Origin of the sequence: Chitinophaga sp. 180180018-3, assembly GCF_037893185.1 — a bacterium.
GTDB lineage: Bacteria > Bacteroidota > Bacteroidia > Chitinophagales > Chitinophagaceae > Chitinophaga.
On sequence record NZ_CP140772.1, the window covers coordinates 4,652,996 to 4,670,084 of the forward strand.

The window sequence follows — 17,089 nt, forward strand, 5'->3', positions numbered from 1 at the left end:
ACGTTCCTTTCCTGTTTTTTGCCGGGGGCAGTGAAATTACTGTTAATAAAGGAGAATAATGTATAAGTAAGCAAGAATGCAGGCCATTTTAGTAACATACACTTAATAAATCGCTTATCTTGTTTTATATATTTTTGCGCAATGAGAGAAAATGAGCAGATAAAAATGCTTTTTGACAGGGTTTGCCATGACAACAGCACGCAGGCATACAGTGAGTTATATGTTGCTCTCTGCACCCGCCTGATACATTTTTCTGCATCCATTGTGTCTTCATTTCATCTGGCAGAAGAGATTGTGTCGGATGTATTTATTTCCCTATGGGAAAAGCGAAACCGCCTGACGCATGTACATAATCCTTTAGTATATCTTTACGTTAGCACCAAAAATCTTTCTCTCAATACACGGCAGCAACAGAAAAGACATCAGCACCATTCTCTGGAAATGCTCAATACCGATATGCTGGTTATCGCGCCGGAAGCGGAAAGCGGCATGGTCACTGCCGAGGTTTCCCAGAAAATTGAAAGAGCGATCCGCAGTCTGCCCGATCGCTGCCAGCTCATTTTTCGCCTCGTTAAACAAGACCGCCTCAGCTACCGGGAAGTAGCTGAACTCCTCAATATTTCCGCTAAAACAGTGGATGCGCAGCTGACCATTGCTGTTAAGAAAATATCCCGGGCTATTCGTTTCGATCTCTCGGATGAAACAGTACAAAGTTACCTTCGCCTCGATTCCTGATTTTTTTTTGATTTCCTTTAGGGAGTTTTCAAAACTTTTCCGGTCCTTCTTTCAGAGGCGGAATAAATTTACTACTCACAGGTAAAAGGATACCTGCATTATTCGGCCCTGATACTATGGATCGCGAAAAACTTTATACACTGCTGGCCCGGGAAATGGCCGGCGAACTGACGGAAAAAGAAACCGTTGCCTTGCAGCAGCTCTTGCAGCAGTACCCTGATGCCAGCTATATCCGGGAAGTATTTTCGCAGGACTGGAAATCGTCGGGAAAACAATATACACCGCTCCAGCCACAGCAACTACTGGAGAAACACCTGCTGCGTATGCAGGAACTGCCCGACCACAGGTTAACGGGTAGCCCGTCGTTACGCACCCGAAGCTACCGGACATTATATATAGGCCTTGCCGCCAGTGCTTTGATACTCATTGCTGCAGCTGGTTTCTGGTGGTCCCGGAAACCAATAAAAAAAACTGCCATCCCGCTGGCACAGATGGTGACGGAAAAACGCATGCGGTCGCAGGTGGTGCTGCCTGATGGCTCCAGGGTCTGGCTGAATGCAGGCAGTAAACTCAGCTATCCCAGGGAATTTGCTCCCAGGGCCCCCCGGCAGGTAAGTCTGGAAGGAGAAGCTTTTTTCGATGTAAAAACAGACGCCCAACGGCCTTTCCAGGTGCAAACGCGTACCTTCCATATCCGCGTGTTGGGAACATCGTTTAATGTTCGCGCTTATCCGCAGGAAGACAGTGCAGTTACGTCTCTCGTACAGGGAGCTGTAGAAGTAGTGCTCACCGATGCCGGTAACCAGGTGGTAGCGCTCAAACCTAATGAAAAGCTGACCATTCCGGTGCACAGTACTGTTGCCACCGAAGAAAAAGCCGTTGCCAGCGCTGCTCCTGTGGTCATCTATAAAAGTAAACTCGCTCCAGTCAGGAATAATATTATTCCGGAAACAGCCTGGGTACAGAATAAGCTCGCATTTAAACACCTGGAACTGGAGAAAGTCGCCATCATGCTGGAACAATGGTATGGAGTGGAAATTGGCTTTAAAAATAACAGTAAAAAACAGCTATACTTTACCGGAGTTTTTGAAACGGAAAATGTCGAACAGGTGCTGAACGCCCTGGAAACGACCTTATCATTTACCTGGTCGCGCGATGCTTCGGGTAAAATCTGGATACGCTAAGTACACTAAATACACTAAGATTTCTGATCACTCGTAAATTCATTCTTTTCACTTGTAAATATTGAAAACAACAAAGTAAACAAACACTGATTTATTAAGATCTGAATGCACGCTTTTAGCCGTAAAAAAACGGGAAATGTTCGCACCATTCCCCGTCATATATCGGTTAACAGTATTGTATTGGCCTAATGTTCCATCAACAATTTATTAACCAACAAAACAAATGTATGAAAAAAACTACAGTGGGCAATTGGCTTCCACCTGGTCGGAAGCTGTATAAACTGTTAATTTTTATGAAGATCTCCATGTTGCTTGTCACGCTGGCGTGTTTACACGTAAGCGCCAAGGTGCACTCACAGTCTACGATTACATTGAAGATACCGCAAATGGCGCTGGATAAAGCGTTGACATTGCTGGAAAAAAACAGCCCGTACCGGTTTGTTTATAACGATGATAACTTACCACTTAACCGTAAAGTTTCGCTGGATGCCCATGATATGAGCATCGATCAGGCACTGACCTTATTGCTGAGCAACAGTGCCCTGCAATTCCGCAAGATGTCGGATAAACTGATCGTCATTGCGCCTGCAGCGGTGGTGGATAAAGACAACCTGGTGAAAGGCCGCGTGGTAAATACCAGCGGAGAGGCACTTCCGGGTGTAACCATCCGGTTAAAAAATACTTCCATCGGTGTTACTACAGATGCAGATGGAAAATTTGAATTAAAAGTACCGCAAGATGCCATCCTGACTGTTACCTACGTAGGATACGATCAGCAGGAAGTTTCCCTGGGCGGCCGCGAAACACTGACCGTTACAATGGAGCCGTCCAAGAACTCCATGGATGAAGTAATTGTGGTAGGTTATGGTACACAGAAGAAAATTAATGTTACCGGTGCTGTTGACCAGATCTCCGGCAAACAACTCGCATCCCGCCCTATTGCCAATGTGATGCAGGGTTTACAGGGCCTGAGCCCCGGACTGAATATCAGTTATCCTGGTGGCCGTCCTGGACAAACACCCAATATCAATATCCGTGGTATTGCCTCCATCAACGCCGGCTCCGGCACTAATACCGGTTACCAGACTCCGCTCATCATTATCGACGGTGTTTCTTCCACCGCGGAAGACCTGATCCGTCTTAATCCTTCAGACATCGCTACCATTTCTGTACTCAGGGATGCTGCTTCTGCCGCTATTTACGGTGCCCGTGCATCATTCGGCGTGATACTCATCACCACTAAAGATGGTGCTGCCGGCGGTAAACAGATGGTGAGCTACAGCAATTATTTTGCACAATCGCGCCGCACCGTGATGCCTACGGCCGTTACCGATCCATATATCTATTCCCGCGTATTGGCAACATCCACCCACAATACGCCCTGGGATTACGTTAGCTTTTCCGACGAATACTACAAATGGGCTAAGGAAAGATCAGATAATCCTTCTCTCCCGGATACGCGTATAGATCCCAGCGATCCTACCAGATGGGCCTACATGGGCAGCAATAACTGGAACAATTACTTCTTCAGTAAAAGCAACTTTTCCCAATACCATACTATCTCATTAAGCGGCAGCGCAGAAACGGCCAAAAAAATGCCTATCAGCTACCTGCTCTCTGCAGATTATACAAAAGAAAACGGGTTGAATAAACTGGCAAAAGATGATTGGGACAGATATGGCATTCGCTCAAAGATTAACCTGAAGCCACTCAGCTGGCTGCAGGTAGATAATAACCTGAGCATTTACCAGACTAAAACAGATGCTCCGGCGTTCAATATCACCGACGTTTACTACCTGCAACCTACCCAGGTGGCAGTAAACCCGGATGGCACCTGGGCTAATACAGGAGCCGGCCGGCTGGCAGCCTCCCTTGCGGATGGCGGCAGAAACACCACTACCCGCTTTGGCCTGCAGGATATGATCAGAGGCGTTGCTTCCTTCCTGAACAATGACCTCCAGGTTACCGGAGATGCCAGTTTCAAAAGAGAATTATGGAAATATCATACTGATCAGAAAAAATACAAAATTGGTTATGGCCCTAACGACGTTCGCCTCGAAGGCCCCAACGGCTCCGTAACGGAAAATAATATGGCTATTACCCATGATGTTTTTGACCTGTATGCGAACTACCATAAAATACTGGGCCATGACCACAGCATCACACTGCTGGCTGGTTACAACCAGGAGAATTATGAAGAACACCTCGTTAATGCAAGCCAGCAAAAGCTGATCTCCTCTTCTCTTCCTTTCCTGTCGCTCACCAGTGGTGATGCCAGTGTAAGCGCTGTTTACAATTCCTACGCTATCAGAAGTTTCTTTGGCAGGATCAACTATACCTTCAAAGACCGATATATCCTGGAGCTGAATGGTCGCTACGACGGTTCTTCCCGTTTCCCTGCCATTAAACGCTGGGGCTTATTCCCCTCTGTATCCGGTGCCTGGATCGCCAGCGAGGAAAACTTTATGCGCAGTCTTTCTTCCGTATTGTCAGTGCTGAAATTCAGGGCCTCCTACGGCAGCCTGGGTAACCAGAATGTAAACTATTACGGCTACCAGCAAACACTGCCCACAGATAAATCAAATTACCTGATAGATGGTAACTTCAAACAGACTATCATCAAAAGCGCGCCTCCGTTAAAAGTAGACCCTGCCAACTACACCTGGGAAAAAGTAACCACTACCAACGTAGGTACTGATATCGGCTTCCTTCAGAATAAGCTCCAGGGCAGCTTCGATTACTTCATCCGCAATACCACGGGTATGCTTGCCCCGGTTGAAGAGCTTCCCGGCGTATTGGGCACCAGCGCCCCCATGCAAAACGCTGCCGACCTGAGCACACGCGGATGGGAACTGATGCTGGGCTACCGGAGTGAAATCAATACCGGTTCTAAACCTTTGTCATTCGGCATCAAAGCTACCCTCTCCGACGACAGAAGCAAAATTACCCGGTATAAAAACGAGCAACAATTATTCAGCAGTAAATACTGGACCGGTAAAACACTCGGAGAAATCTGGGGACTAACCAACGACGGCTACTTCAAGAGCAAGGATGAAGTCAATAAGCTGAATGAGTCTGCCATTGTGCCCTGGGGCGCATTGGAGATCGTAGAAGGATGGCCTAAGTATAAAGACCTGGACGGCAACGGTAAAATAGAAACCGGGATCTCCGCCAAAAATCCGGGGGATCTCAAAGTGATCGGAAACACAACACCACGCTACCGTTTCGGCATTAATCTCGATATGAACTGGAACGGATTCGACCTCGCGGTGTTTATGCAGGGAATAGGTAAAATGGATTATTATCCGCATCACTACCTCTTCTGGGGGCCATTCCAGCAACCATACGCCAACATTTACCCCTGGAACCTGGATTTCTACAGGGCTACTGCGGATAATGAAGCTACCCGTGCACAACACAGCGCCTCTTATATTAAAGCCGGACTTGCTGATGCCAACACCAATTCTTATTACCCGGTATTGCAATCCTGGCTGGCAGATAATAACAACGGAAAAGGGTTGGATATTCCGCAAACTAAATACCTGCTGAACGCCGCCTACCTGCGTATCAAGAACGTTACGCTGGGATATACGCTTCCGGCATCACTGACCCGCCGTTATCATATTAACCGCCTGCGTATCTATGTCAGCGGAGAAAACCTCTTCGAGTTTTCTGCCATCAAAAAATACGTAGATCCGGAATCTATCATCGATGGTTATGGATGGGCTTATCCATACCAGCGGAAATATGCAATAGGACTGAATCTTGACTTGTAAGCCAGACCATAAAACCATCTGACATGAAAAAAATTACTTATTATATCCTGGCCGGAATGCTGATCGTCAGCTCCGCCTGTAAGAAAGACTTCCTGGATCGCTATTCGCAGACCACCATTTCTCCTGAGCTGTTCTTCAAATCAGAAGAGGACCTGAGCCTGTATGTAAACGGATTGCTCAGTTTGCCCGGTACCGGTAGTTACCTGGGAGATCAGAACAGTGACAACTCCGCCACCACCGGCAACATGGAAATTAAAAACATTATGACGGGCACCCCCAGCTCCCAGAGTATCACCTCTGGCTGGGACTGGGGCAGGCTGAGGGATATCAATTACTTTCTCGACAACTGTGGTAAAACCCCGGTAACACAGGACGTAAAAGATCACTACGCCGGAGTGGCAAGGTTTTACAGGGCACGTTTCTATTTCGATAAAATACTCCGTTACTCCGATGTTCCCTGGTATGGCAGGGCGCTCAATCCCAGCGATCCGGAACTGTTTAAAGGACGGGATCCGAGGGCAATGGTAGTAGACAGCATCATGGCCGACCTTTCCTTCGCCGCACAGCATGTAAGGGCCAAAGTGCCAACAGGCACACCCGGGCTGTGGGCCGCCAAAATGCTGTATGCCCGGTTTGCCCTGTTTGAAGGTACTTTCCGCAAGTATCACCCTGAGCTAAATCTTGCTGCCACCGCCGCACGGTTTCTCGACAGCGCCCGCGCACAGGCGCAGGATATCATGAACTCTGGCAACTTCGCCATCTATAACACCGGCAAGCCCGATCAGGATTATGCAACCCTGTTCTCCAGCCAGGATCTGCTTCAGAACAAAGAAGTGATCCTTACCTGTCCATTCGATCTGAACAAAGGTTTGAGTGGCAACGTAAACGGTACGGTATTCGGCGACTATGAGCAATCTCCGTCGCACGACCTGGTGCAGACCTACCTGATGAAAGACGGCAGCCGTTTCACCGATGTTCCGGGCTACGACAAAATGATCTTCGTTCAGGAATTCGCCAACCGCGATCCGCGTATGGCGCAAACACTGGCAGGACCGGGCTTTGTGAGAGCCGGAGATACCAAACCTTATATACAGCGCCTGAACAAGAATTTCAGCGGCTACCATCAGTTGAAAGGATATATCAACAGCACCGATGCGGTGGTTACCGGAAGTGCCGACTTCCCGGTATACCGCTATGCAGAAGCACTCCTCACCTATGCTGAGGCAAAAGCGGAAATGAACACGCTCACACAGAGTGACCTCGATAAATCCATCAACCTGCTGCGTGCCCGCGCTGGCATGCCATCATTGAACCTCGGCGTAGCCCTTGCCAATCCTGATCCGGTGCTGGCTGCCCAATACCCGGATGTTACCGATGCGATGAAAGGTGCTATCCTGGAAATACGCAGGGAAAGAAGGGTAGAATATGCGCTCGAAGGCTACCGCTTCGCCGACCTGATGAGGTGGCACGCCGGCAAACTGCTGGAAAATATTCCCGAAGGCATGTTCTTCCCGGGATTGGGGAAATACGATATGACCGGCGATGGAATTGAAGATATCATTCTCATCGACAAAGGGCAGGATATACCAACAGACGACAAGAAAGAAAAGAACTCATTGGGCGTTATACTGGTATACTATAAAGCTGGAAACTTCGGCGACAACGTCACCGTATACCTGAGAAATGGTAACGCTGGCGGCACGTTGGTAACGGAAACCACTAAACGTACTTTCAAGGAACCGCAATACTATTACTGCCCCATTCCTTATACGCAAGTGGCGCTCAATCCGAAACTGACGCAAATATTCGGCTGGCAATAAATAACATCTATGAATAGAAGAGACATCCTGAAACAAGGAGGCCTCATGGCTGCCGGTACCCTGCTGGGACCGGCAGCCTTAAAGGCAGCGAACAATGGGAAAAAGGGCCCGGTGCTCACGATAGCACATATAACGGATGTGCATATACGGGAAGACCTGGATGCACCGGCACGTTTTAAGAAATGCCTGGAAGAAATCAAAAAGAAAAAGATTGATTTCTTTCTCAATGGAGGCGACGCTATCTTCGATGCCTCTTACGATAACGTGAAGCGCGAAAGAGTTACCCAGCTATGGGGTGTATGGGATGACTGTATCAGCGGGCTGAAATCTTACGACATCTACAGCTGTATCGGCAATCACGATATCTGGTGGAAAGCTCCTTCCAAAGACGATAGCATGTACGGTAAAGACTACGTCGTGAAACGGCTGAATATTCCGCACCGCTACTACAGCTTCAACCGCAAGGGCTGGCATTTTATCATCCTCGACGGCAACAACGAAAACGTGTCGCTGGATGAAGAACAGTATAAATGGCTGGAGCAGGATCTGCAACAATTACCAGCGGGCACTCCCACACTGTTAATGTCGCACTACCCCATCCTTGGCATTACTCCCGTGTTGGTAGGCGGCGGCCACAGCGATCACCAGAAACTGAAATCACTCTTCTATCAACACCGCGATAAAGTTAAGATATGTCTTAGCGGCCATAATCATCTGTCAGACAACGCCGTTTATAACGATGTGCGCTATTGCTGTAATGGCGCTATGAGTGGCTACTGGTGGGGAAAAGGAGATAAGGAGTCTGCAGGAGAAGGATATTATCTCGAAACACCTCCCGGCTATGCTATTCTGAAGTTATATGAAGATGGAAAGGTGGAGAATGAGTATATAAAACATAACTATTAGTCTTTAGAGAAATGCAGCGGAGATATCATTATCTTCGTTGCATTTTTAAAAAATTAATTGCTACTGTTTCATCTTTCCGGGAGTTAAACCAAACTTTTTTCTGAAAGCTGTGCTGAAATTATTAGGACTGTTATAGCCCAGCACATATGCCACTTCACTCACCTGCATTCCCTCATCCAGCAACATTCTCCGGGCTTTCTCCATTTTCAGATCCTGTATATATCCAAACACGGTTTCTCCAAAAACCTCTTTAAATCCTTTCTTCAGCTTGAATGTGTTAAGGCCCGCTTTTTTGCTAAGACCTATCAGGGAATAATCAGCGATAGGATCTTTGTCTATCATCTCCTTCACAAAATATATCTTATCTACATCAGCAGAAAAGTCAGACAGAAAATTACATCCGCTTCGTCCGGACCGTTCTTCAAGTACCTCTGTCTGCAACAGGAAAAGCTCCATAATTCTGGCTTCCAGGAATATTTTTTTGTAGTAGCCGGTACGCTTGCAATAAATAATATCACTCAGTACCGACAGCATTTGAGGGGTAATGCCTGCATGCCTTTGGTCCGCGGCCATCATTTTTTTGCGGGCGATATGATCCAGCACAGTATTATGCAACGCGGATTGCTCATGCATGATGGATTCAAAATATTCCTTCCTGAAAAGTATCTCCAGCATAGCCACCGGCTCATTGGATACCTGGTAGTCGTAATTGGTGATACTATTAGCCGGCACGGCAAACAGGTTATGCTGCAACTGATCAAACGTACTGAGATGCCTTAATACAGGACTTTTCGCAGCAAGCCGGCCGCTGAGGGAAAAATGCATTTCCACAAAATCATCCGGCGAAACAAGATCCACCCGCATAGTCTGTAATGCAGACACCTGGCTGTAATGCACATCAATTCCGTCAAGTGAGGTATAAGAACCATTGCCGGCCCATCCATCTTCCGGCTTCATGGTATAATATTGTTCCTTCATCCCTTTCGTATGGCCGGTTTCAGCCAGGATCCCGTACTTTTCCAATGTGGTTGCATACATAGTTCTTCCTTTACGATCCTCAAAGATCGGTATTCTTCCGAAAAAATACTCCCTGCATACCTTTTAATCCCTTCTTCAAACTATTTCCCGTTGCCCCTGCTTCAACTTTGCTGTCTAAATCAACAAAGATGCACACAGCCTCCATGACTGAATACGGCTACAGAAGGGTGATTATTACACTGGTGGCCATGCTTTGCTCTATACTTGAACTACTGGATACTACTATCGTGAATGTGGCGCTGAATGATCTGCAGGGCAACCTGGGCGCAACATTATCAGAAGTCAGCTGGGTAGTAACCGCTTATGGTATCGGCAATGTGATCATTATACCAATGACCAGCTGGTTATCCCGGCAGTTTGGGCGACGGAATTATTTCGCCGGCTCCATCCTCATCTTCACCATATGCTCGCTGCTATGTGGCCAGGCCAATAGCATCTGGACACTTGCCGCCTTCCGCTTTTTCCAGGGTATGGGTGGTGGCGCACTGCTGGCTACTTCTCAGACCATTATTACCGAATCATATCCCATCGAAAAAAGAGGACAGGCACACGCTATCTACATGATGGGCGTCATTATTGGTCCGGCGATGGGCCCGCTGATCGGTGGCTATATCATCGACAACTACAGCTGGCCTTATATCTTTTATATCAATATTCCGCTTGGCATTTTAGCGGCTTTACTGACCCTGCAATTTGTACGCTCACCGCAATATGGCAATAAGATGTCCGCCAAACAGGTCGACTGGCTGGGCATCCTGTTGCTCGCGGCTGCAGTAGGCGCGTTGCAGTTTGTGCTGGAGAAGGGACAGGAAGAAGACTGGTTTAGCAGCCACCTCATTACGATATTATCGGTGGTAGCGGGTATGGGCATATTTTTCTTCATCTGGCGTGAGTGGACATATGATCATCCTATTGTAGCACTGCGGGTATTAAAGAATGGCACGCTGGCAGCAGGCACTTTATTCTCTTTCATTTATGGCTTTGGCTCCTATGGCTCTACGTTTATTGTGCCGCTGTTCACCCAGTCGCAACTGGGGTGGCCCGCTACGGATGCCGGTTTGCTGGTATGCGTTACTTCATTATCGAGCCTGTTGATTTTCCCGCTTACCACCCGATTGTTAAAATCTGGTATCCGGCCGCAGTATGTGATGTTTGCCGGCATGATACTTTTCTTCGGCAACTGCTACATGAGTTCCCGGATACTTACGCCCGATACCGGTTTCAACGTATTCTTCTTCGTGCTGGTATTCCGGTATTTCGGATTGAATATGATACTGCTCTCTGTGAGCGCTATTGCCTTCTCTACATTAAAGACACATGAAATTGCGGAGGGCGCGGCATTCACCGGCATGTTACGACAACTGGGCGGTTCTTTTGGCATTGCTATCATCACCACCTATATCACCCAACGCAATGCTTTGCATCGTACAGATCTTGTCAGTCATCTGAATCTGGCTGATCCCGTAGTATCTGGCCGGCTGCATAGTATGCACACGTCCTTTTTATCCAAAGGATTCACACAAGATATGGCATGGAAAAATAGTTATAAACTAATGGATAACGTCGTGAATAAACAAGCTACGCTGCTATCTTACATGGACGTATATACGACTATAGGTTTATTATTTCTGGTATGCGCTCCGTTTGTGTTACTGATAAAGAACAGAAAGAAAGCAATAGTGGCAGATGTACATTGATTTTAAAAACAACAGCAGCATACTAAACGTCAACGGCTAAACGCTGCCAGCTCGCCCGCATCGAACACCCACTCCGGCGTTACCATCTTCCCGGTAAATCCTGCGGCATACCAGGGGCTGGCAGCAGCAGGATTCTTTAATACATGTATATCCTGCGCCGGCATATAGCTCTGCGCCAGCAGGAAAATCCGTTGTCCGGCTGCATTCTGAGCTACATCCACCACGGTTACTGCATGGCCGGGGGCTCCTCCCCTGATAAATACATTGCCGGGAGTTATATTGCGTGTATCCTTTACCGGTAGTAGTTCCCTGCTGAGCGACAACGTGCCGGCCCAACTGAAAACAGTTTCAAGATAAGCCGCAAAACAGGCACTGTTGCTGCATGGAGTGGCTGCTTTCACTTTCGCCAGGTGTTGGCCCTTGAGGCGAAAACGGTATCCCTGCATCCAGCTGCGGTAATCCATCAATGAACCGTCGGTTGCATGAAAGGCGATCTTATCGTAGGCGCCGGAGTCGTACAGGTATTCGGCGCGCAAACGTATTACCGCATCTGCACATTGTTGCAGATCCTTTTTTCCAACGGAGATGTCCATGACTGCATATTGTGCCGTCTGGTTCCTTTTAAGACGACCATCGTAGAGATATACCGTATTATCTTTTTTCAGGGGGCGGCTTCTCAGCCAGGCGCCGAAGCTACCGGCCGGCTGCTCCACCCGCTTAAAGCCCGGTGGCAGCGGGATACTGGCAATGGTCCGTGGCTGTGCAGCAAGATGAAAACAAAGGCCATTCAATAAAACATATACAAGCAGAAAGATCCGTGTCAGGTACATAACAATGAATTTCCCTGTTAGATGCCATCTTCCTGATTTTCCATAAAAAATTTTTACGCCGTTGTTTTCTTCCTATACCAACCGGCAAACAATAAACAAATACCGGCAGCAATCATTGGTATACTCAGCAGCTGTCCCATGTTCAGCAGCCATGCATGCTCAAAGGCAGATTGATCTTCCTTCACAAACTCGATCAGGAAGCGGGCGCTGAAAACCAATACCAGCAGGTATCCTAACAGGATGCCAGGCCGGGCGTTTCTTTTATAGCAGTACCATAAAAAAACGAAAATAAGCAGGTAACAGAAGGCTTCATACAACTGGGCCGGATGCCTGGGCTGCTGGTCTACCCTGCTAAAAACCACTGCCCATGGCAGTTTGGTGGGAATACCAATAATCTCCGAATTAAAAAAATTACCGATGCGGACAAAACATCCTGCCAGCGGCACTACCATCGCCAGCCGGTCCAGCAGCCAGGTATAAGACATCTGATACCGCCGTGCAAATAACCACGCCGTCACCAGGATCCCGATAGCTCCACCATGACTGGCCAGGCCTTCGTAACCTGTAAAATGAAATCCGTCTGCACCCCATCTGAAAGGCAATACTATTTCCCATGGATGCTCTTTATACCAGTCGAAGTCGTAGAACAGGCAATGCCCCAGGCGCGCGCCTACCAGCGTTCCCGCCACGATGTATATCAATAGCCGGTCTAACAACGCAGGAGCTATCCGCTCCCGGCGGAAAACGGCAGTCAGTACTCCGTAAGCGCTGATAAACGCCAGCATAAATCCCACACTATAATAGCGCAGCGCAAATCCGCCGATGTGAAATATTTCCGGCGATATTCCCCAATATAAAAACATCATCATATAACATTCAATAAAAACGCAACAATGTTGCATAAATGTAAACATAGATAAAAAATTCCATTTAACATGGTTATTTAAATCTCCTGCTGAAACTTTAACTTTGCGTTCATGTCGCTGTTTATTACATCATTGAATTCGGGAAGCAACGGGAACTGTTATTATATCGGTAACGAAGAAGAGGCAGTTTTGATAGATGCCGGCATCTCCTGCCGGGAAACGGAAAAGCGCATGGCCCGTTTGGGGCTTACGATGAATAAGGTAAAAGCCATATTCATTTCACACGAACATATAGATCATATCCGTGGAGTAGCGGTACTCGTCAGGAAATACCGGCTCCCGGTTTATATCACCAACAGCACCATGGTGCATGGCGGCCTTAACCTTGACGAGCAGTTTGTAAGGTCGTTTTCTGCCTACGACCCCATACAGGTAGGTGGACTTGCAGTAACGGCCTTTCCCAAGCATCATGATGCTTCTGAGCCGCATAGTTTCGTAGTAGCCGGGAATGAAGTGACCATCGGCATATTCACGGATATCGGAGCTCCCTGTGAACACCTGATCCGGCATTTTCAGCAATGTCATGCGGCCTTTCTCGAAGCTAACTATGACGAGGATATGCTGGAAAAAGGCCGGTATCCCTATTACCTGAAGAACCGGATCAGAGGTGGTAAAGGGCACTTATCGAACCGCCAGGCCCTTGAAGTATTCACCACTCACCGGCCGCCTTTCATGAGTCATCTGTTGCTCTCTCACCTCTCGCGCGATAACAACAACCCCGAGCTCGTGAAAGCACTGTTCGATCAGCATGCAGCCGGAACGAATATAGTGGTAGCGTCGAGATATGCGGAAACAGCTGTGTATAGAATCACAATTTGAGCATCATGATAGTTTAGTGTTGTTCTTCCGTAACTCTTTTCCAAAAATCTTCCTAATTTGCTCTGAAATTTTGACCCAATGAACCACAACCTGCCTCACTGGTACGAAGGTCTGATGAAGAAATACCCGGTTGTATCCCCTGCGGAATGGCAGCTGCTGGACACTATTGCCACCGTAAAACATATTAAAAAGGGAGATGCCTTTCTTCGCTATGGTAAGGTAGCGCGCTATTCGGCATTTGTCATTTCCGGGATATTTAAATTTGCCATACAGGATGAGGAAGGGTCTGAAAAGATTATAAAATTCGGTTTTGTTAATGACTTCCTGGCTAATTGCGAAAGCTATAATAAAAAAGCTCCCTCTGCAGTTAGTATCATTGCGATGGAGGATGCAGTAATATTGAGAATCAATATCAAAAAGCTGCAGCCCTTGTATGATCTCCATATGAATTTACTGCATGTGAATCTTCAGTTGTACCAGGAGCTCATGGAACAGCAATCGGAACACCAATATATACTTTCACTTAAAAGCCCGTTGCAGCGTTATAAATTTCTGCTGGAGCGCCGGCCCGCCATTATTCAGAAGATTTCCCTGACCAATATCGCCAGGTACCTTTATATCAGCCGGGAAGCCCTCAGCCGGGCACGTTTATACCTGTTGGATCAGAGCCGGAACTTTTGTGATTGAGATCACGGAAGATGTGTTAACGGCACTATAGCTTTGTCTCAAAAAAGATATGAAGCAAAGCATGATCTTATTGCATGGACTATTCGGCGGGCTGAGTAACTGGGAAGGCGTTGTTGGACACTTTCAGACGAACTATGATATTCACATTCCTCCATTGCCTATATATGATCAGCATTCAGGCGACAACCTCGAATTCCTGCTACAATTTCTCGAAAACTATATCTCTGCCGCCGGGCTCAGTAATGTAATACTTGTTGGAAATTCCCTTGGCGGACATATTGCTATTCTTTATGCTCACCGGCATCCTCATACGGTTGCTAAACTGGTGCTGACCGGCAGCTCCGGGTTATACGAAAATACCAGTATGGGCAGCTATCCCAAACGCGGCAACTACGCTTATATACGGGAAAGGGTGGAATACACTTTCTATGATCCTGCCACTGCCACAGATGCATTGGTAGCAGAAGTATTCCAGACTACTTCCAATGCAAGGAAATGCTATAACATCGTGAAAATGGCTAAGTCGGCGCAAAGAAATTACGTAGGTGCTTTATTACCCGAAATACCCGTTAATACTTTACTGATATGGGGAGAAGATGACAAAATAGCGCCACCGGATGTTGCGCGCGAATTCCAGCGACTGCTGCCGGATGCCACGCTGGTGATGCTGACGCAGTGCGGACATGCCCCAATGATGGAAAAACCTGAGGAGTTCAATCAGGTGCTGGAAGAGTTTCTGAAAGGCATGAAGAATTGATCATTCTTCATGCCTTATTTTCAATGCTTAACTCTCAGCTTCCTATATCCTACCCAACCAACGATTCCTGCAATCACAAAAGGCCAGATGCTCACGAAGAAAAGCAGGATATTGCGCAGCACTTCCGCGCCCGTGCGCAGTGAAGTAGCCAGCTCCGTGCCAAATCCGGCACGACTCGCTCTGTCGGGGTTGAATAGTATCTGAACATCTGCTACCTGTGGTTGAAACAATTGTACGGTAAAGGTGGAATACGCCGCCTGGTCGAGTATGGAAAGGTTTTCCACCCGGCGATTCACAACTGCTGCATCCTGATTGTCTTTGTACTCGGCTACATCCACCGCAGTACCGTTTTTTGCAGGCACTACTTTTTCGTTGGCAGCGCTCTTCCCGCGCTGTTCATTTCTCAGTGCATTGGCCAGATATTTCATCGTTGCATCTTCATTCTTCTTTATGCGATGATCAATGAAAGCAGCCATAGCAGTGAGTGAATAAACAACTGAATCCAGCTTATCTTCCGGCACCCGCAATGTTAGGGTTGCTACCGGAGTATATAGCTGTACGCTCTTGATAGAGTCCACCGAATAAGGCAGACTGTAATGCGCCACAGATTCATTCTGCAGATTACTTTCTACTACCACACCATCCAGCCGGTTAACAAGCTGCTCTATGCTGGAGGTAGCGGCAAATACATTGCTGACACGACATCGCACGTCGGCCGATTTAATTCTTTTGCGGGAGCCGGAATTAAGACTGGTACTGATATCCTGTGCAAAGGCAGTGGAGTCTGCCGTGGATGCCATTGCTTTTACCAGATCAGATTCCTTCATATTGGAGCAGGCACAGAGTGCCAACAGGGGTATACCCAGGTAATAGAATGATAGGCGCATAACAGGAAATTTACCCTTTATACATTTACCGGAAAAAGGTAACCTTTCCAATTTGTTAAAATGCGGAACATGTAAAATTGGTGTATCTTTATTATCATTTACATTATGCCAGTACTTCCGCAAAAATACCAGACGAGAAAAGCAGCCATCACCGAAGCGTTCATCGCAGCCGTGAATAAACATATAGATCAGATCCTGACAGGCGAGGCAGACCGGATGTATCACATCCGGGATTTTGCGGCACTGATGTTTATTCATCCGGTGCATCTCAGTAATACGATTAAGTTACATACAGGTTATGCGCCCTGCTATTTTTTTGAGAACCGTGTGATGGAAGAAGCCAGGAAGATGTTGCAGGATCCCGGGCTGAGCATTGCATCCATCGCCGGGAAACTGACGTTCGATAATTCCAATTTCACTAAATTCTTCAAACGGTTCGAAGGTGTGACGCCTTCGCAATACAGGCAGCAGCTGTCAGAGGTAGCGTTGCAGGTAGATCGGTTTTAGAAAGTAATAATTATTCAACACCCTGTTATCAAACAGGTCGCCATCATCGAAATAAAATCCATTGGTGAACTCCGTCTTCGAATTCACCTGCACCTTCCCCGTCGTATGCTCCATAATAAAATACACCGGTATGATCACGTAATAGTGGCCGCTTTTACCGGTAAATTTATTCCATTTTATGTCCACTTCTTTCAGATGAAACAGGCGTGGTTTAAGATCACTGGCTACGTTCGTAGAGCAGTCGAGCTTAACGATAGCACCCTGCTCTATTTCTGCTTTCATTGAAAAAGCCAGACTCGCTGTACCGCCTCTCATCGGGGCCAGCGCAGAATCAATAAAACGGGTCAGTTGCTGATAGGTGTTATTAAAAAAAAGCGGTTGCTGAGCGCGGACAACAGTATTTGGAAATCCGGCTGTCATAATGAGGATAACAATATAGAAACAGTTAAATTTCATAGTGCCATTTTTTCACTTAACATGAAATAACGTTAACGCCTACTCTGTTTATACTATAAGTTAC

General features: G+C 47.2%; 15 protein-coding genes. 10 read left to right on the forward strand and 5 right to left on the reverse strand.

What is annotated here, in order from left to right:
* The first annotated feature begins 141 nt into the window (after positions 1–141).
* The 5 genes from UNH61_RS18120 to UNH61_RS18140 all read left to right on the forward strand — a co-directional run bounded on the left by UNH61_RS18120 (position 142) and on the right by UNH61_RS18140 (position 8,421).
* Complete coding sequence (locus UNH61_RS18120; RefSeq protein WP_326993392.1) at positions 142–735, forward strand: RNA polymerase sigma-70 factor; 594 nt, start codon at positions 142–144, stop codon at positions 733–735.
* Between the two features lie 116 nt (positions 736–851).
* On the forward strand, positions 852–1,919 hold the full coding sequence (locus UNH61_RS18125) for a FecR domain-containing protein (protein ID WP_326993393.1): 1,068 nt from the start codon (positions 852–854) through the stop codon (positions 1,917–1,919).
* A gap of 227 nt (positions 1,920–2,146) precedes the next feature.
* Complete coding sequence (locus tag UNH61_RS18130; protein ID WP_326993394.1) at positions 2,147–5,695, forward strand: SusC/RagA family TonB-linked outer membrane protein; 3,549 nt, start codon at positions 2,147–2,149, stop codon at positions 5,693–5,695.
* Positions 5,696–5,718: 23 nt separating this feature from the next.
* Positions 5,719–7,515: a RagB/SusD family nutrient uptake outer membrane protein gene (locus UNH61_RS18135; RefSeq protein ID WP_326993395.1), complete on the forward strand. Its 1,797-nt coding sequence runs from the start codon at positions 5,719–5,721 to the stop codon at positions 7,513–7,515.
* Between the two features lie 9 nt (positions 7,516–7,524).
* Positions 7,525–8,421, forward strand: a complete 897-nt coding sequence (locus UNH61_RS18140; protein ID WP_326993396.1) for a metallophosphoesterase — start codon at positions 7,525–7,527, stop codon at positions 8,419–8,421.
* Between the two features lie 60 nt (positions 8,422–8,481).
* On the opposite strand, the gene UNH61_RS18145 is transcribed toward UNH61_RS18140, so the two are convergent.
* On the reverse strand, positions 8,482–9,459 hold the full coding sequence (locus UNH61_RS18145) for an AraC family transcriptional regulator (RefSeq protein WP_326993397.1): 978 nt from the start codon (positions 9,457–9,459) through the stop codon (positions 8,482–8,484).
* 128 nt (positions 9,460–9,587) lie between these two features.
* On the opposite strand from UNH61_RS18145, the gene UNH61_RS18150 reads away from it, so the two are divergent.
* A complete protein-coding gene (locus UNH61_RS18150; RefSeq protein ID WP_326993398.1) occupies positions 9,588–11,156 on the forward strand; it encodes a DHA2 family efflux MFS transporter permease subunit in 1,569 nt (522 codons plus the stop codon).
* A gap of 29 nt (positions 11,157–11,185) precedes the next feature.
* Here the strand turns inward: UNH61_RS18150 and UNH61_RS18155 are convergent, their stop codons facing one another.
* Together UNH61_RS18155 and lgt are read right to left on the reverse strand one after the other, a co-directional pair.
* Complete coding sequence (locus UNH61_RS18155) at positions 11,186–11,986, reverse strand: DUF4846 domain-containing protein (RefSeq protein ID WP_326993399.1); 801 nt, start codon at positions 11,984–11,986, stop codon at positions 11,186–11,188.
* Positions 11,987–12,039: 53 nt separating this feature from the next.
* Complete coding sequence (gene lgt / locus UNH61_RS18160; protein ID WP_326993400.1) at positions 12,040–12,855, reverse strand: prolipoprotein diacylglyceryl transferase; 816 nt, start codon at positions 12,853–12,855, stop codon at positions 12,040–12,042.
* 108 nt (positions 12,856–12,963) lie between these two features.
* On the opposite strand from lgt, the gene UNH61_RS18165 reads away from it, so the two are divergent.
* From UNH61_RS18165 to UNH61_RS18175, 3 genes are all read left to right on the forward strand, one after another.
* Entirely contained in the window at positions 12,964–13,731 is a 768-nt protein-coding gene (locus tag UNH61_RS18165) for an MBL fold metallo-hydrolase (RefSeq protein ID WP_326993401.1), read from the forward strand.
* 78 nt (positions 13,732–13,809) lie between these two features.
* On the forward strand, positions 13,810–14,418 hold the full coding sequence (locus UNH61_RS18170) for a Crp/Fnr family transcriptional regulator (RefSeq protein ID WP_326993402.1): 609 nt from the start codon (positions 13,810–13,812) through the stop codon (positions 14,416–14,418).
* Between the two features lie 61 nt (positions 14,419–14,479).
* Positions 14,480–15,175 carry an alpha/beta hydrolase gene (locus UNH61_RS18175; RefSeq protein WP_326993403.1) on the forward strand — a complete coding sequence of 232 codons (696 nt, stop codon included), beginning with the start codon at positions 14,480–14,482 and terminating at the stop codon, positions 15,173–15,175.
* A 20-nt stretch (positions 15,176–15,195) separates the two neighbouring features.
* On the opposite strand, the gene UNH61_RS18180 is transcribed toward UNH61_RS18175, so the two are convergent.
* The gene (locus tag UNH61_RS18180) at positions 15,196–16,062 is read right to left on the reverse strand and encodes a DUF4349 domain-containing protein (RefSeq protein ID WP_326993404.1); all 867 of its coding nucleotides are present in this window, start codon (positions 16,060–16,062) and stop codon (positions 15,196–15,198) included.
* 105 nt (positions 16,063–16,167) lie between these two features.
* Between UNH61_RS18180 and UNH61_RS18185 the strand changes: the two genes are divergently transcribed.
* The gene (locus UNH61_RS18185; protein WP_326993405.1) at positions 16,168–16,569 is read left to right on the forward strand and encodes an AraC family transcriptional regulator; all 402 of its coding nucleotides are present in this window, start codon (positions 16,168–16,170) and stop codon (positions 16,567–16,569) included.
* Here the strand turns inward: UNH61_RS18185 and UNH61_RS18190 are convergent.
* Positions 16,537–17,025, reverse strand: coding sequence for a hypothetical protein (locus UNH61_RS18190; protein WP_326993406.1), 489 nt, complete (start codon positions 17,023–17,025; stop codon positions 16,537–16,539). The two genes, UNH61_RS18185 and UNH61_RS18190, sit on opposite strands and share 33 nt — an antisense overlap.
* Between the last annotated feature and the right edge of the window lie 64 nt (positions 17,026–17,089).

What these genes read in the sequence shown, in the direction of transcription:
- UNH61_RS18170 (WP_326993402.1), top strand. Translation starts at nt 13,810, where the DNA reads ATGAACCACAACCTGCCTCACTGGTACGAAGGTCTGATGAAGAAATAC.
- UNH61_RS18120 (WP_326993392.1), top strand. Translation starts at nt 142, where the DNA reads ATGAGAGAAAATGAGCAGATAAAAATGCTTTTTGACAGGGTTTGCCAT.
- UNH61_RS18190 (WP_326993406.1), bottom strand. Translation starts at nt 17,025, where the DNA reads ATGAAATTTAACTGTTTCTATATTGTTATCCTCATTATGACAGCCGGA.
- UNH61_RS18145 (WP_326993397.1), bottom strand. Translation starts at nt 9,459, where the DNA reads ATGTATGCAACCACATTGGAAAAGTACGGGATCCTGGCTGAAACCGGC.
- UNH61_RS18135 (WP_326993395.1), top strand. Translation starts at nt 5,719, where the DNA reads ATGAAAAAAATTACTTATTATATCCTGGCCGGAATGCTGATCGTCAGC.
- UNH61_RS18165 (WP_326993401.1), top strand. Translation starts at nt 12,964, where the DNA reads ATGTCGCTGTTTATTACATCATTGAATTCGGGAAGCAACGGGAACTGT.
- UNH61_RS18140 (WP_326993396.1), top strand. Translation starts at nt 7,525, where the DNA reads ATGAATAGAAGAGACATCCTGAAACAAGGAGGCCTCATGGCTGCCGGT.
- UNH61_RS18130 (WP_326993394.1), top strand. Translation starts at nt 2,147, where the DNA reads ATGAAAAAAACTACAGTGGGCAATTGGCTTCCACCTGGTCGGAAGCTG.
- UNH61_RS18175 (WP_326993403.1), top strand. Translation starts at nt 14,480, where the DNA reads ATGATCTTATTGCATGGACTATTCGGCGGGCTGAGTAACTGGGAAGGC.
- UNH61_RS18150 (WP_326993398.1), top strand. Translation starts at nt 9,588, where the DNA reads ATGCACACAGCCTCCATGACTGAATACGGCTACAGAAGGGTGATTATT.
- UNH61_RS18185 (WP_326993405.1), top strand. Translation starts at nt 16,168, where the DNA reads ATGCCAGTACTTCCGCAAAAATACCAGACGAGAAAAGCAGCCATCACC.
- UNH61_RS18180 (WP_326993404.1), bottom strand. Translation starts at nt 16,062, where the DNA reads ATGCGCCTATCATTCTATTACCTGGGTATACCCCTGTTGGCACTCTGT.
- UNH61_RS18125 (WP_326993393.1), top strand. Translation starts at nt 852, where the DNA reads ATGGATCGCGAAAAACTTTATACACTGCTGGCCCGGGAAATGGCCGGC.
- lgt (WP_326993400.1), bottom strand. Translation starts at nt 12,855, where the DNA reads ATGATGATGTTTTTATATTGGGGAATATCGCCGGAAATATTTCACATC.
- UNH61_RS18155 (WP_326993399.1), bottom strand. Translation starts at nt 11,986, where the DNA reads ATGTACCTGACACGGATCTTTCTGCTTGTATATGTTTTATTGAATGGC.